At 44.3% G+C, this 15,661-nt stretch carries 9 protein-coding genes and 1 tRNA gene; 7 read left to right on the plus strand and 3 right to left on the minus strand.

Features of this window, described 5'->3' with window-relative positions; all coding sequences use genetic code 11:
• Positions 1 to 99: 99 nt before the first annotated feature.
• Complete coding sequence (locus ACY692_RS08330; protein WP_462324891.1) at positions 100 to 1,560, minus strand: adenylate/guanylate cyclase domain-containing protein; 1,461 nt, start codon at positions 1,558 to 1,560, stop codon at positions 100 to 102.
• 174 nt (positions 1,561 to 1,734) lie between these two features.
• Here ACY692_RS08330 and ACY692_RS08335 point away from each other — a divergent pair.
• Positions 1,735 to 1,811, plus strand: a tRNA-Arg gene (locus tag ACY692_RS08335).
• Positions 1,812 to 1,929: 118 nt separating this feature from the next.
• Positions 1,930 to 2,982, plus strand: a complete 1,053-nt coding sequence (locus tag ACY692_RS08340) for a site-specific integrase (RefSeq protein ID WP_462324892.1) — start codon at positions 1,930 to 1,932, stop codon at positions 2,980 to 2,982.
• A gap of 369 nt (positions 2,983 to 3,351) precedes the next feature.
• Here the strand turns inward: ACY692_RS08340 and ACY692_RS08345 are convergent, their stop codons facing one another.
• Both ACY692_RS08345 and ACY692_RS08350 read right to left on the minus strand, forming a co-directional pair.
• Entirely contained in the window at positions 3,352 to 3,624 is a 273-nt protein-coding gene (locus tag ACY692_RS08345) for a helix-turn-helix transcriptional regulator (RefSeq protein ID WP_462324893.1), read from the minus strand.
• A 65-nt stretch (positions 3,625 to 3,689) separates the two neighbouring features.
• Positions 3,690 to 4,739, minus strand: a complete 1,050-nt coding sequence (locus tag ACY692_RS08350) for a hypothetical protein (RefSeq protein ID WP_462324894.1) — start codon at positions 4,737 to 4,739, stop codon at positions 3,690 to 3,692.
• Positions 4,740 to 5,725: 986 nt separating this feature from the next.
• On the opposite strand from ACY692_RS08350, the gene ACY692_RS08355 reads away from it, so the two are divergent.
• The 5 genes from ACY692_RS08355 to ACY692_RS08375 form a co-directional block, all read left to right on the plus strand.
• A complete protein-coding gene (locus ACY692_RS08355) occupies positions 5,726 to 9,604 on the plus strand; it encodes a DEAD/DEAH box helicase (RefSeq protein ID WP_462324895.1) in 3,879 nt (1,292 codons plus the stop codon).
• A gap of 288 nt (positions 9,605 to 9,892) precedes the next feature.
• Positions 9,893 to 10,582 carry a hypothetical protein gene (locus ACY692_RS08360; protein WP_462324896.1) on the plus strand — a complete coding sequence of 230 codons (690 nt, stop codon included), beginning with the start codon at positions 9,893 to 9,895 and terminating at the stop codon, positions 10,580 to 10,582.
• Between the two features lies 1 nt (position 10,583).
• Positions 10,584 to 13,412, plus strand: coding sequence for a CHAT domain-containing protein (locus ACY692_RS08365; RefSeq protein ID WP_462324897.1), 2,829 nt, complete (start codon positions 10,584 to 10,586; stop codon positions 13,410 to 13,412).
• A 99-nt stretch (positions 13,413 to 13,511) separates the two neighbouring features.
• Positions 13,512 to 14,411 (plus strand): DUF4384 domain-containing protein, encoded by a 900-nt coding sequence (locus ACY692_RS08370; RefSeq protein WP_462324898.1) that lies wholly within the window; start codon positions 13,512 to 13,514, stop codon positions 14,409 to 14,411.
• Between the two features lie 678 nt (positions 14,412 to 15,089).
• Positions 15,090 to 15,661: hypothetical protein (locus tag ACY692_RS08375; protein WP_462324899.1), on the plus strand; the 572-nt coding region annotated here is incomplete at its 3' end.

The following is a 15,661-nucleotide window of genomic DNA, read 5'->3' on the forward strand; positions in this document are numbered from 1 at the left end:
GTGTAAAATTCCGGCGCGAGAGCGGACAGGAACAACATATCCGCATCCGTACCCGCACGCAAAAGCGAAGGGGTATGTGTTATCACGAAACGGAAAATGTCAATGCTCAATTTCCTCCAAGGCCAGTATTTCAATGGAATCATGACGACCGCGGATGTCCTGTTCCCCTTTTCGAGCGAGATCGGCAGGGATCTTTCCAAGACCGTTGGCCACTTGCGCGGAAAGGACGAGCCGGGTCCCAAGATCCCGTGTCTTCCGTTCCAGCCGAGCGGCCACATTCACACTATCACCGATAACCGTGTATTCGGAACGGTCAGGAGAGCCGATGATTCCTGCCAGGGCAGGGCCGGAATGGAGACCAATACTGTTGACCAGCTTGAAATCGCCAGTGAGGCACAATTCCCTATTGAGTCCATCACATTTGGCGATCATCTCCCGCGCAGCGTTGAGGGCGGCCTGGGACTCGTTATCCAGGGGAGCGGGATGCCCGAAAACGGCCATGACCTTGTCACCCACGAACTTATCGACCATTCCGCCGTGGGACTCGATGATCTCGACCATCGCCGTAAAATAGTCATTGAGCAGCCCGACAAGCATGGAAGGAGGCAGGTTCTCGCTCATGGTGGTGAATCCTCGCAGGTCACAAAAAAGAACAGTGACCCTGACCACCTCGCTCTCACGCTTGAAATCCGGATCCAGCAACCGTTCCACGATCTTTGGGTTGACGATCTTGCCGAAATTGGCCTTCATCAATGCCTTTTCCTTGAGTTCACCGACAAGGATATTAAAACGCTTGACCAGATCCCCGATCTCATCTTTTGACGATGGCTTGAGGACGACACCGTAATCCCCCTTGCCGACGCGCTGGAAGGCCTGCTGGAGGGCCTTGACCGGTTTGACGACGGTACGGATGAAAAAGAACGTAAGGGTGCAGGACAACAGGACCGTCAGCCCCAATGAAAAAAGCCCCGCCTGTTCGATCCTCGTCAGCTTTGCGGCCACCCTGCTTATGCTCATGTCTATCCCCAATAGGCCAACGCCCCTCCCGGAATGGTCGAAAACCGGTGCATACCCGGACAATGTCACGCCCCATTCGTCCTCGTAAGGCTCATCATCCGCACTGGGCTGCAAAAACCCGCGCAACAAATCCGGCACCGGATCGTCATACAATACACCGATGTCCTCGGGGAGCTCGTCCTCCCCGATTTCTCCATCCCCATTGTCATCCGATGGCGGAGAATCGACAATGAACCGAACCTTTCCATTCACATGGCGCATGGTATACGCATATAGAAAATCCGGATTCGAATCGACAACGGCCCGTAACACCCGCTGGACCGCCTTGTAGGGTTGTGAGCCATACTGCTCCGGATCAACCAACCCATCGAGTATCTCCCCATCGACCATTTTCGCAGCAGAACAGGCCGCGCTCTTTAGTTCCTGCCGCAAGGTATGCATCACGGCCTCCCGGGACTGGGCATAAAAATACGATCCCGTCGCCCCGGAAACCAGAAACGCGATAAAAAAAATCCCAAGAAAAAGCTTTGTGCCCAACTTCATATTCCAACTCTCCTGATGCGGTGAATGCATGCCGGTCCAGGCCTGTCCGAAAAAGATGTCTTCCTGTCATGCATCACAGAATGTAAAACATTCAATGTCATCATCCAAAAAAATCTTTTTTTTTCATTTTTTTCTTGACTAAACCCCACCCACTCCCTAAAAACCTCTCCTGTCGCGCCCGTAGCTCAGCTGGATAGAGTATCTGACTACGAATCAGAGGGTCGTAGGTTCGAATCCTGCCGGGCGCACCAGCAAAATCAAGGGGTTAGATGAAAAATCTAGCCCCTTTTTTGTGTTTGATCGCCTTTTTGGGACAATTTTGGGACAACGGCCTCATTTTGGAACAACCAATCCACATTGGAGGAACCAATGGCGACATTCAGCAAACGTGGCAAAGGGCAATGGCAAGCTAAAATTCGTCGGAAAGGCTGGCCCCTACAATCGAAAACCTTCGAAAACAAAGGCGATGCCGAGGCTTGGGCAAGAGACGTCGAGTCCGAGATGGATCGAGGAGTTTTCGTATCGCGGAGGGAAGCGGAAAGTTCCACATTCAGGGAAGTGATCGAAAGATTTCGGGAAGAGTACATCCCCAGATATACCCATTCAAAGAAAGAGGAAAGCAGGCTCAACCATCTACTCAACTATCCCTTGGCCGAACAGTTCATGGCATCGATCAAGACGAAGCATCTTATCGAGTACAGGAAAACCAGGGAGGCCGAGGGGGTGGGTCCCCACACCATCAGGCTGGATTTGGCACTGATCTCCAAAATTTTTGAAGTCGCCAACAATGACTGGGGCATGGAATCCCTAACCAATCCGGTCAAACGGATGACTAAGCCAAAAATTCCTCAGGGAAGGGATAGGCGTTTAAAACGGCAGGTTGTGGTTGAGGGAGAAACTATGACTGAAGAAAGCCTGCTCTTGCATCATGCTCCTGAACGATTGAAGCCTATCATCAATATCGCCCTTGAAACAGCCATGCGACGTGAAGAGATCGTAACGCTCACCTGGGACAGGGTAAATTTCGATTCCCGAACTGCTTATTTGCCCCATACAAAAAATGGCGAAGCCAGGACAATTCCGTTATCACCGAAAGCCATCAAAATTCTTAAGGAGCTCATCCCGGACAAAACCATCCCAATCCACGGGCGGGTATTTCAGCTGTCCGAGGGGAGACTTTCAAAAAATTTTCGAACAGCATGCCAGAAAGCAAATATCGAGAATTTGAGATTCCATGATCTTCGCCATGAAGCCACCAGTCGGCTTTTTGAAAATACTGATCTCGATATAATGGAAATTAAGGGGATAACAGGGCATAAGACTCTTCAAATGCTCGCAAGGTATGCACACTTGCGTGCTGACAGACTCGTCAATCGACTCGAAGGTGAAAAAAGGGGAGTACAGCAGCCTAACCGCAACTGAATGTGTGACACTGAATTATGATGAAAAAGGCCATTGATCCAGAGAGGATTGATGGCCTTTTCCTTTTGCAGGCAACGTCAAATAAGCCACATGAGTAGATGAAGGCTTTTGCTGTTGCAAATCAGTCCCCATGAGCGAGAGAATTTGCGGATATGCTTGAGAGAATAGTGGAACCTGCTTCGCTTGGTTGGAAAAATGACAACAAAATTTTTGAGGCAACAAAGCTTGGCAGCTGTAAATCATTTCGACAAGTACAGTGCTGATATGCCGGACTGTAGTCGTACGAATACATGCTTATCAGCTGAGGAGAAATTGGTCGGCATCTCAGAATAAATGCCATTATTGTGGAGGCAAAGTTGTGGGCTCAGGTCAGAGCTGAGGGGTGTTTTGTTTGATGATGGTTTCCGTCTTGGTTGGGCGACCTTTTTTTGTACGCGGCCCGTTATATGCGTTTTTGTAGGCCAGCTGAATTTTTTGTTCGAGCCATTGCTCTACCTGTTTTTCAGACCAGTAACGGCGGGATCCCATAGGCAGTGGGGGAGGAATTCTGTCCCAGCGCTTTTTATAGATTGCATTCCGGATACTGGCCTCGGACGTTTGCAAAAAAATTGCTAAATCTTTCACTGTTAAAAGTGGCTTCATATATTGCCTCAAAACGTTTGTTTTCGCCACCGTGGCGACTTTCGCACAGCCCTTGACTGCGTCCTCTATTTGACCTTTATTTTACCTTCTTTTGATTGATTGGAGGGGATTGATTTGTAGTTTGGTTCGTAACTACGTACGGGATCAGAGCATTCGACCCCAATGATCGAGCTTCGTCGCCCGCCCTGCCGGGCGGTGCCATAGTGCTTTTGCGATCGCGTGGACCGGTGTCCCATAGTTTTTGCCGTCATTACTTTAGAGAATCCGTCTTTTTTGATGTCGGCAGAGTTTTGGTGTCTATAACTAAATGGGGCAATCTGGTTATTTTTCCTAGGCCACAGCTTTTCGGAAATCCGCCGGACGTAATCATTGAGCCGTTTAGGGTGTGCTTTTATTATGCAATACCCGTATTCAAAGCACTGGTTCATAAGGTAATCTTTAGGTGATCCCCTGTGGCATTGAGTGTTGAGGTCTACTTTGAATTTTCGAATTTTTTGACCATTCTTGCCTTCCGCACCTGTTTTTCCACCTTTAACTGTTATTGTCAGGTGTGGGGAACCATCTTGCCACTCGACAAGGACGCCTTTCTCGATTTCACAAGGCCTGGCTCCCACCAAATCCAGTAAGGCTACTGCTCCTTTGTAATCAGGATTTTCACATTCGTTCCAAATTTGCTCACGCCAGTAGTCGTGCATATGGCTGATTGAGCGGCGCTTGGAATTTTTTGTCGGCGGCTTTTTTTTAACCGGTGATACGCCATTATTTTCACAGTAGTCGTAATATATATTGATGTAGTGTTTAGCCTTGTCGACTAACTGTTCAACAGAGTCAGGATCTCTCTCTTTTGCACACAATTCGCAAATGCAGGATTCTAAGATGTCGAACGTTTTGTAAGCAGCAGCCGCCTTTTTTTTGTAAAAATAGCTTTTAGATCCATCATAGAAATCTGCGAAATTATTTGACTCAAGACGCTGAAATATTTTTATATACTCCTTCTGAGTCTGTAAAGACAATTTGCGATCCTCTCTTTGAGCTAATATTTCAATGATTTCTGTAACGGTATCCTCATGTTCATAACATTCAGAAAATTTATAAAACTCAGAAAAAATATCCATGAACACCCCCTTGTATTATTGTCTCTTATACTATATCGGCCAAATTAACATAAACTTTAGCTTTTGGTAATTTTTGCATTTAACATGACTATACTAAATCATCTATAATCAAATTTACAACGAAAAAAACAGTCTTTTTGTATCAATGAATCTCTAATAGTACCTAAATTTGATATGGCAAGGACTCACCGGACATCCTTGTATATAATGGATTGCATGGGCATATGGTTATCATGGTTTTTTGGTTGACCACAGGCCGCAAGCAGCAATGAAATTTAATGGAAATTTACACTTAAATTATAGGTGGTGTTCAAAATTGTGATGTTGTATGATTTGTGGCTATATTCTTCCGCATTTTCAAAATGCGGAAGAATATGCGGAGGAATAACGTGGATGTGCGGAAGAATATGCAGAAGAATATGCTTCGTGTGGCTTGGATAACCTGACTGCAGGCAATCCTTCAAGGCGGGATGTCCTTCTCTATAGGTTTGCAGCTTTTATTGGAGGTATATATCATGATCTAAAGCTGATCGAGAAACGATCCTTTATGGATTACAATAACGATGTATGCCTAGATTTTACAATTAGCACAAATGCTCCTGCCTTTTATCGTCTGAACCCCCAGAATTTCAGCTTAATTCGCTAAATTAGCATGGCGACTCCTGCTTCATCCCTTCCGAATACCCCCCCCCTCGCGACCGATCTTCTTTTATCATACATTTTTAAACATCAAAATCACAGTTAGTTAGACAATCAATACAGCCTCATCTGTTACATTTCTGCAGGATCAAAATTCTGTGTATGACAAAATGTGTATTCATAGTACGTCTCAACATTAAAATGTGGATTTGTCCTTGTTTTTTATGTCGAGAATGAGTAACTTGGGAACAATTTCGTGATCTTCTTGGCGGTTTTGTTGTGGACACCGCTGTAAGAAGATCATTTTCCGTTTTGCATCCACCCCAAAAAACCATACCCAATCTGCCATGGATGTCTTCAATCTCCGCCACCGCATCATCGACGATTACGCCACCTACATCCGAAGCTTCATCGAAATCCGTGATCAACGCATTCACGACGAGGTCAAAGCCAAGCTGGGCAGCGGCCTGCTTTGGCCGGACCCATTGATCCAGCTCAATCCCGCGTTTGCCTGGGGCGGGAGTGTGGACGATTTGGTGGATGACAATCTGCTCCACGCAGAATGCAAAAAGATCTTCAGGGCGGGCAAGACCGAAAAAGATCCTGTCGGCTCCCCCATGCGCCTTTACAAGCATCAGACCGATGCCATCCGGGCCGCCAAGTCCGGGGACAATTACGTGCTGACCACGGGTACGGGGTCGGGAAAGAGTCTTTCCTACATCATTCCCATCGTGGACGATGTCCTGCGCACCGGTTCGGGGTCGGGGATCAAGGCCATCATCGTCTATCCCATGAACGCCCTGGCCAATTCTCAGATCAACGAGCTCGAGAAATTTCTGCACCATGGTTACAATGGCCATCCGCCCGTGACCTTCCAGCGCTACACGGGACAGGAAGGCGAAGAGGCCAGGCAACGGATCGTGGACAATCCGCCTGATATCCTGCTCACCAACTATGTCATGCTGGAGCTCATCCTCACCCGGCCTTACGAACAGAAGCTGGTTCAGGCGGCATCCAACCTCAAGTTTCTGGTATTTGACGAACTCCACACCTACAGGGGCAGGCAAGGTGCGGATGTGGCCATGCTCATCCGCAGGCTGCGCAACGCCATCACGCCCACCGGTTCTCCCGACAGGCTGCAATGCATCGGGACATCGGCCACCCTTGCGGGACCCGGAACGCTTGAAGAACAGCAGCAGAAAGTTGCGTCCATTGCCTCCAAATTGTTCGGTTCGGAAGTCATGCCTCGTCGGATCATCATGGAAACCCTGCGTAGGGAAACCGACTACTATGGATATGGTGCTTCCGAATTCATGGATCGTCTCAAGAGCCGCATCTTGAATGTCAACTCAACCACCCAAGATTATGAAGAATTTGTTCATGATCCTTTGTCTGTCTGGATCGAAAACAATCTTGGCCTGGAAGAAAAAGAAAACCGTCTCGTACGTTGCATGCCCCTTCCCATTCTGGGCGAAAAGGGCGCTGCCTCCCGTTTGGCTGATCAGACCGAACTCGATCCGGCGATCTGCGAGACGGTCATCCAGAAAACCCTGTTGGACGGCTATGCCATCAAGTCCCCCGAGGCTGCGAACAAACCGGTCTTTGCCTTCAAGCTTCACCAGTTTTTGAGCAAGGGCGATACCGTCTATGCCACCCCGGAATCCGAACAGATCCGGTCCATCACTCTGCATGGCCAGCAATACGCACCCAACCGGGAATCCCTGACCGCTCTGTTTCCCCTGCAATTCTGCCGCGAATGCGGGCAGGAGTACTATTCGGTCTGGCGTATTTCCGACCCTGATCAAGACAGAACCTGGTTCTCTGCCCGCAATCCCGGGCACAGCGTCCGCGAGGACGGGTGCGCCGGATATCTGTACATCCGGGAAGACGCACCCTGGCCCGACGATGATCAGGTTGTGGCCGAGAAATTGCCCGATGATTGGACAGAAGAAATCGATGGACGTCTTCGCATCTTCAAGCATCGCAGAAAATACCTTCCTGAAAAAATATTTCTCCTTCCGAATGGAACGATCACCAGTGATTCCCGGGATCCACAGGCGACCTCTGCATGGTTTATCAAATCTCCGTTCACATTCTGCTTGCATTGCCGGGTGTCCTACGCCCCACGTTTGAAAGACTTTTCCAAGCTCGCTACCCTGGGAACCGAAGGCAGAAGCACCGCCACCACGGTTTTGAGCATGTCCACGGTCAGGAATCTGCGTCAGGAACAGGATCTGCCCAAGATTGCCAAAAAACTGCTCAGCTTCACGGACAACAGGCAGGATGCATCCCTGCAGGCCGGGCATTTCAATGATTTCATCGAGGTCGGCCTTGTTCGCTCGGCCCTGTACAATGCTCTCGCCACTGCCGGACAGCAGGGCCTTGAGCACGATGTCCTTCCCCTCAAGGTTTTCAATGCCCTTGGGGTGGGGTACGAGGATGGCCGTTTTCCCCCGCATCTCTATTCCGTTGATCCCGGTGCGAAATACGGCAAGGCCAACAATATCAACAAGGCCTTCTGGAACGTTCTCGGGTACCGCATCTACAGCGATCTGCGCCGGGGATGGCGGATCGTTGCCCCCAATCTGGAACAATGCGGCCTTCTGAACATCGAATATATGGATATGGATGCGGTTTCCCGGGATCACGATCTCTGGCAGACCCATCCATTCCTGGCATCGGCCCTCCCTGACAAACGCAAGGATATCGGTTGCCGTCTACTCAATTTCATGCGCCGAAGACTGGCCATACGGGTGGATCATCTCAAGCCCGAGTATCAGGAACGGATCCGTCGCCAGTCCAGCCAGTATCTCATCGCGCCCTGGCGGATCGACGAGGATGAGCAGCTCCATCATGCGGCCATCCTGTTTCCCAGATCCAGAAACAAGGAGTCCAGGGAATATCAGGGTGACCTCTATCTTTCCTCCCGCTCCACCTTTGCCACGTTTTTGCGTCGCACCTTTCAGGCAGGCCACGGCAAAATCACACTTGAGGAAACATCGATCATCATCAACGCCTTGCTCCAGTCCCTGAACAGAGCCGGGCTCATTGAGCAGATCACCGAAGACCGGGAAGGGATCCCGGCCTACCAGATCCCGGCCTCTTCCATGATCTGGAAAGCCGGGGACGGAACCAGAGCCCAACATGATGAAATGCGCATTCAGCAGGCAGAAGATCGGCCCGGTCGAACGAATTCCTTTTTTGTCGATCTTTACAAAAGCGCGGTCCGGGATACCACCCAGCTCGTTGCCCGGGAACATACCGCCCAGGTACCCAACAAGGAACGGCAGGAGCGCGAAGACAGCTTCCGGGAAGCCGAGCTGCCCATCATGTATTGTTCCCCGACCATGGAACTGGGAGTGGATATCGCTCAGCTCAACGCGGTGAACATGCGCAATGTTCCTCCGACTCCTGCCAATTATGCCCAGCGAAGCGGTCGTGCAGGACGTTCCGGTCAACCGGCTCTGGTTCTCACCTATTGTGCTCAGGGCAACTCTCATGACCAGCATTTTTTCCGTTCCCCCCACCTCATGGTGGCTGGTTCTGTGTCCACTCCAAGGCTCGATCTGGCTAATGAAGATCTGCTCCGTGCCCATGTCCACGCCATCTGGCTCAGTGAATCCGGACTTGATCTCAAGAAATCCCTCAAGGATCTTCTGGATGTCACCGGCACCAGACCCGTGCTGTCCATCCTTCCCGGAGTTCGATCCGCTCTTGAGGATGAATCGACTCGGGATAGAGCTCTTGTCCGTGCCGGAAACATCATCAGGGCTCTTGAGCCGGAACTCAAAGGATCGGGTTGGTACTCTTCGGAATGGCTGGCGGATGTGGTCAACAAGATCGGCCTGAAATTCGAGGATGCCTGTGAACGCTGGCGTTCTTTGTATCGCGCCGCCGTCAGTCAACGTGACCTGCAGAGTCTGGTCATCAACGATGCCAGCCGCTCCCAAAGCGATCGGGATCAGGCACGACGTCTTCGGAGCGAGGCGGAAACCCAGATCGAGCTCCTGCTCAAGGCCAATTCCAGTTTTCAGTCGGATTTTTATTCCTACCGATATTTTGCAGGAGAGGGTTTTTTGCCCGGATACAATTTTCCACGTCTTCCCCTGTCCGCCTTCATCCCCGGTCGCAAAGGGAGCCGGGGCAGAGACGAGTATATTTCCCGTGAACGGTTTCTGACCATTTCAGAATTCGGGCCTGGAAGTTTTATCTATCAAGAAGGATAATACCGATAGAGGTCGAAGATTGAACTATGGATACAAGGCCGCGAAAGCCTCTTCTAGGGGCAACCTAAACCCTTGTCCTCTGGGGCAGTATTTTTTAATAATAGTTGGTTATACCATTTCTATTTTTTATTGACCGATAGAAATAGTTAGAAATCGGCTATGCGTTGTCGTGCAAAGATTTTTAATAAAGTCTCAATACAAAGTAAAAATGGTATTAGAGCAAGTACGATCAGAGGTTCTTGATCCAAAAATCAGACTTCAAATAGCCAATCAAAAGAGAAAATTATCATGAATAATGATGTCAAATACACTGCTTCATATTATGCCATCATCCTAAATTTAATAGTATGCTGTATACTTATTTTCATTTCAGGTTGTGGCGTAAAATTGAATGATTTGAATTTTGATTATTTTAATAGCTTGTCAGAGGACAAAATAGTTCAAAATCCATGCATCAAAATTGCGATTGTGTCCCCGTTACCTTTACCAGATGCTGTTAGATATTCAAAGAAATCGCACGATAAAGATCTCACGGGTGAATTCTATTCAGATGAAACTGAACTCGACTTTGCTTCTGGATACTTTATACCGAACGAATATCTTTTTATAATTCGTCAAAATATTAACGCTGCGGCAAAACTTAGAAAAATTCAATTAGATATCCATAAATCTCTCAATGACATTGAAATTGATAAATATGATCTTGTTGTATTTGTTTCAATTTTGGAGGCTAAGGTCGCTAGCAAAGCAAGGTTACGATTAGAGGCTAAGATAATAGATGGAAAGACATTTATTCCCCTTCGAACGATTCTTGTTGAAAAATATGAGTATAAACGTCTAAAAGATCCCCTGCATAAACCAGTTCATTTTATAGGGGAACATAAGCGTGACTTTCAGAACAGGCGAACTTTATTTTCTCACACGGCATTTCTTTGCTCACAAGAGTTGCTTGATCAGATAATGAATGGGGACAAATAAGATGAAATTTATTACCGTCATTTTGATTCCCCTGATAGTCTTTATGTCAGTGCAAGAGGTCTACTCAGAAGATACAGCAAGCGATATAAGTAAAATTGCGGATTCGAGAACTTTCATTACATACTATAAATATGAAAAAAAATTTAAAGAGTTAGAAATATTACTTCTTGAGAGATTGGAAAAAATCGAAGATGAGTGTCAGTCAGGGAAAAAAAATAATTGTGACCTTGAGGGGAAATTATACGTTTTTGATGATCTAGCGGATCTCTACACGTACGGACTCGTTAATTTTAAAAAGGCAAAGGAATACAACCTTAAAACATTAAAACTCTATCGTAAAATGCATCAAAAAAATATTAAGTCTACTAATATTTCAAAATATTTCAACACAAATAGATTTTTATATTACAGTTTTTACGCGAAAGACACCCTGTTTAGTGATGAAGAGGATATGAATTTCGCATTTGATGATGATTATGTAGAATGTATACGGCAATCTGATTTTGAGAAGATTCTTGATCGTGTTTCAAAACGTCAGGTTTTTATAGGAGAAAAACTTAAAGCTGACTATAATAAATTCAATACTATACATAAAAAACATATAGTAAGTAAAAAACTTTTTTTACTATATTCAGGATTTATTGATTCTTCACCTTCTTATTCAACTTTTGAAAAAGGATTTTTAAAGGCACAGGTTGCATTTCAAGCACTAGACAACAAAATATCAGATCAGGATGTCTTTATTAAGGCAATCATAGATGCAGAAGAGTATATGCCAAATCCTTCAATAGTTTCTAATCCTTTAATCACACAAGACAAAGTTAATCGCCTCAATTACTGGGCAACTTTGGCCTTAGTAAAAAAAGGTCAATATGCAAAAGCATTAGAATATCATAAGAAACTTATTACTGGTATTGAAAAATTGGAAAAATTAATCGCAGAACGATATCAAACAATGATTTCAATACTCCAAGAAAATTATGAAAAAGAACTAAACGATACCAATACAAAAAGATTGTCCAAGAAAAAATTTTTAGCATGGTTTGGAAAATTGAGTGTTATTGGTGCAAAAATCGGTGCAACTGCTTTAGCCCTTGCAAATGATGCCGCACATGCAGCACAAGGAGATTATTCTTCTAGCTCTACTAGTAATGTTTACAAACTACTATGGGAAGATAAAGATGCTGATTCTGGAATATATGACACCGTAATGTCTGCAAACTTTCTCAATTCAGTTTATACCGTTAACAATGATGATGTTCAACATTTTACACAATTCATGACTCCTTATTCTTTACTCCTCAACCGTTATATGAATAAATACGAGATGTCTGAATATATGGTTGCAATAGGTGACGCATATTTGACACAAAATAATCTAGAACTTGCGGCGAAACAATATAAAGAGGCAATCAAAATAACAGAATGTCAACGTTTAACTATATATTCCGAGAAGGAACGGATTGCATATTTTGCATTTAAGCAGACTTTGTATTCAAAAATGATTAAAATTCTTGTCGCACTTAATCATTTTGAATTAGCTCTGGAATATGTTGAAAGATCAAAATCGAGATCTTTTTTAGATATTCTTGGTAGTAACCAGCTCCAATTGAAGAGTTCCCAGCAGAATTGTTTGGCGAGTGAATATGCACAAAGCCGTTCAGAAATTAACAGTATGCTAGAAGATAAAGATATCAGTTCAGAGCAAGCGGAATATGCTCATGAAAATTTGCTTCGGGGGCTTGAAATTATAGGTAAAAATCTAGATAACAACAGCTATGATGAAATATATTCCCTTTCTAATGTTAAAACGCTCGAAATCTTAAAAATCCATCAACTATTACAGGATGATATCGTAATAGTCGAATATTATATAACAAATATAAAGTTGTATATATTTGTTGTCTCAAGCTATACATTGGACTGTGTAAGTGTAGATATAAATTATAAAAATTTAACGAACAAGATATTTGATTTGAGAGAATCTATAACAAACTTAAGTTTTGACAAAAAAAAATCAAATAATCTATATAATATATTAATATCCCCAGTTAAATGTCTACTTGATACCGATAGAATTGTAATTATTCCGCATAAAGTATTGCATTATATGCCTTTTCAGGCTCTTATGAATGAAACAAAGTATCTTATCGATGATTATGCAATTTCATACGCGCCAAGTGCAACGGTCCTTTCAATGGTTAAACAAAAGAACGTAATCGGAGGTAAAAAAGCTTTAATTATTGGAAATCCTACAGGGAATATACCCTATTCAGCAAAAGAAGCTCTAAATATTGGAAAGATACTTCCTGAATCTGAAGTGCTAATTGGTGACGAAGGGACAGAATCTTTGGTGAAAAAACAAGCTGAAAATTACAAAATCATCCATATTGCATCTCACGCTGTTTTCGATCCATGTCATCCACTTGCATCAAAAATACTATTATATCCCACGCAGAGTGATGATGGCCAGCTTACAACAGACGAACTTTTTTCATGTCATTGGCATGCTTCGCTAGTCACACTATCTGCATGTCAAACAGGATTTAGCAAATACAGTTCAGGGGATGAATTAATCGGATTACAACGAGGTGTTTTTTTTGCAGGCACGCGATCGTTGCTAGCTTCTTCTTGGAAAGTAGACGATAAATCAACCAATTACCTAATGACTCAATTTTATAAATATCTTACATCATACCCAAAAGACCGTGCGCTAGAAAAAGCTCAACAGGACACTCTCAGGCATTACAAAGAACCATTTTATTGGGCTGCTTTTCAACTTATTGGCGATTCGAATTATGTATACGACAACACGAATGTAACTAACTGATTTATTGTGATATATATTTCTAGTTGATCATGAAATTCAGGAAATTACTGATCAAAAAAATAATTTCTGCAAAATAATATCTTATCAAAGGGTAGCATGATGATTCGTATTGATATTTCGATATTTATGACGTTGGTATTTCTTATTGCAAGTACCTTATTGAGTTATGGTCAGGGTATTAAAGAATACTCAACTCAATCTATAATTGTAGAGTCCGAGGGAGAGTCCTGTCTAGGGCAAGAACATTCTCGTAGTGAAACACAGAGACTAGCGTTAATAAAAGCCAAGCGTAATGCTTCAGAATTTGTAAGGACATACATCACAAGTGAAAGCAAAGTTGAAAGTGGAAAACTCGTGAAAGATCTTGTGAATGCCTATTCTAAAACGACAGTAAGAGTTCTACAAATACTAGAAAACAGATGGATCAAATCTAATGATTCTGGTGGATTTACAGATTTCTGTTATCGAATAAAAATTAAGGCCGAAGTCATTCCGAAAAAAAAACAGAACACCAATTCATATGCTCAAAATATGATCCATAACCCCGCAGCACCATTGTCTGTTGAGCTATGGACTGACAAGGATACATACCATATCGGCGATACGATGAAATTTTACTTTCGAGGCAATAAACCTTTCTATGCTCGTGCTGTATATAAAACAGCTGAATCCAATATCATTGAGGTGACACCTTCTCGTAACTCTAGGTACTATCAGGGCGGAGTTGTCTATGAGATTCCCGGAAAAAATGACCTTATTACCCTTATGATTACCCCGCCCTTAGGCAATGAGAAACTAACTCTCTACGCATCAGGCAATCCAATGAACAAATACGAAAGCCAAAAAATTGGTAATTTTTATTTTGTAGATGAACAAAATCTTAAAAAATTAAGTATCACGACACGAGGGTTAACAATTATGCATGGGATTCAAACGGCGGGACTTCACGAAAAAGCTGAATTCGCAGAGGTTTCTGTAGATATAATGGTAACACATTAGAATTTTTGGGAACCACATATTCATGTGAGGAAATTATTATTACTCCCCCCTGATTCAGGAAATTGTCATACCCTAGATAATTCTCTTATCGGGATCGGACCTAGATAACATACTAAGATAGTTTGTAATAATAGTCCAAAAAGGTCTATTTTCGGTCTTAAAACCATTTTTTTGCCCCCAAAATCGTCCATCTAAGGGGAGCATTACCCGTTTTTGACAGGATTTTCACCCCTGCTCGCCTTCTCCTGAGCTGCGAAAGTAGAGAAGGCTTTTTGAAAGGTTCCGTTAACCAAGGAGCATCTCAATTTGAGCATGTTGTTGCAATTTGTTTGTAACCACCACGCTCCATTACAGGATACCATCTTGGATATTGAACGGTTGAAATAAAAATACAAAAAGCTGGGCTCCTCGCTGTTTCGTGTGGGTAACCGAAAAACCGTGCAGAGCCGGGGGGTATAGCTTTCTGAGCCAGAGCGAAAGTCGCGCTTCCCCCGCCGTCGCTAAAGCTCACAGGGCATGCGGGGCCAAGTCAGTCAAGGCTGCGAAACGTACTGGAGCACCCGTAGGGCTCGGCCTTGATTGGCTTGCGCCCGTAAATGCGGAAAAACCGAGCTGGCATAATCGCGTTACCCACACGAAATAGCGAAGAACCAAAAGTTGAGGTAAATCGGAATGAGTGTGAACTATGAAAATAGCAGTCCTATGATGGAAATACTTAAAGATGCATTTCCAGGAAGATCAGACGAACAAATCGTTCCTATTGGATTGATTTATGCTGGAGTGCGATGGGGAAAAGACAATAGGTACGGCGAAGTACCTATAGATAAATCTGGAAAACCCATCAATGTTTGCAGATCAGAAGAAAGTTACTGGTCATATCTTGAGTGGCTTTGCAATTATCTCTACACTCTCGATTCAGCACCCAATGAAGAGCAACAGGGGTTATGCAAATACCTACAAAATATGCTCCCTGAAGATGGCATTCAATTAGTCGGCATGAATGCCGCATTATATCAGCTAGAAACAGAGCCAATGGAATCATGGATTGAAGAAAATGAACCTTTTGCTCATTACTCACAAAATGTAAAAAAATATATTCTTGATGAAGATGAAGAATACGATGAAGAAGCTGATCGTATTTTATATGAAAGGGTTAAAGATGAGTTGAATGAGCAATCTAAATATTGCCCTGACGTCCAACACGCAGATGTTTCTTATAGGGTACCTTTGTCAATAACATTGAAAAAAAT

The organism is Desulfoplanes sp., from assembly GCF_054921335.1.

Coding starts and splice junctions, on each gene's coding strand:
- ACY692_RS08330 (WP_462324891.1), bottom strand. CDS start 1,560: ATGAAGTTGGGCACAAAGCTTTTTCTTGGGATTTTTTTTATCGCGTTT.
- ACY692_RS08340 (WP_462324892.1), top strand. CDS start 1,930: ATGGCGACATTCAGCAAACGTGGCAAAGGGCAATGGCAAGCTAAAATT.
- ACY692_RS08345 (WP_462324893.1), bottom strand. CDS start 3,624: ATGAAGCCACTTTTAACAGTGAAAGATTTAGCAATTTTTTTGCAAACG.
- ACY692_RS08350 (WP_462324894.1), bottom strand. CDS start 4,739: ATGGATATTTTTTCTGAGTTTTATAAATTTTCTGAATGTTATGAACAT.
- ACY692_RS08355 (WP_462324895.1), top strand. CDS start 5,726: ATGGATGTCTTCAATCTCCGCCACCGCATCATCGACGATTACGCCACC.
- ACY692_RS08360 (WP_462324896.1), top strand. CDS start 9,893: ATGAATAATGATGTCAAATACACTGCTTCATATTATGCCATCATCCTA.
- ACY692_RS08365 (WP_462324897.1), top strand. CDS start 10,584: ATGAAATTTATTACCGTCATTTTGATTCCCCTGATAGTCTTTATGTCA.
- ACY692_RS08370 (WP_462324898.1), top strand. CDS start 13,512: ATGATTCGTATTGATATTTCGATATTTATGACGTTGGTATTTCTTATT.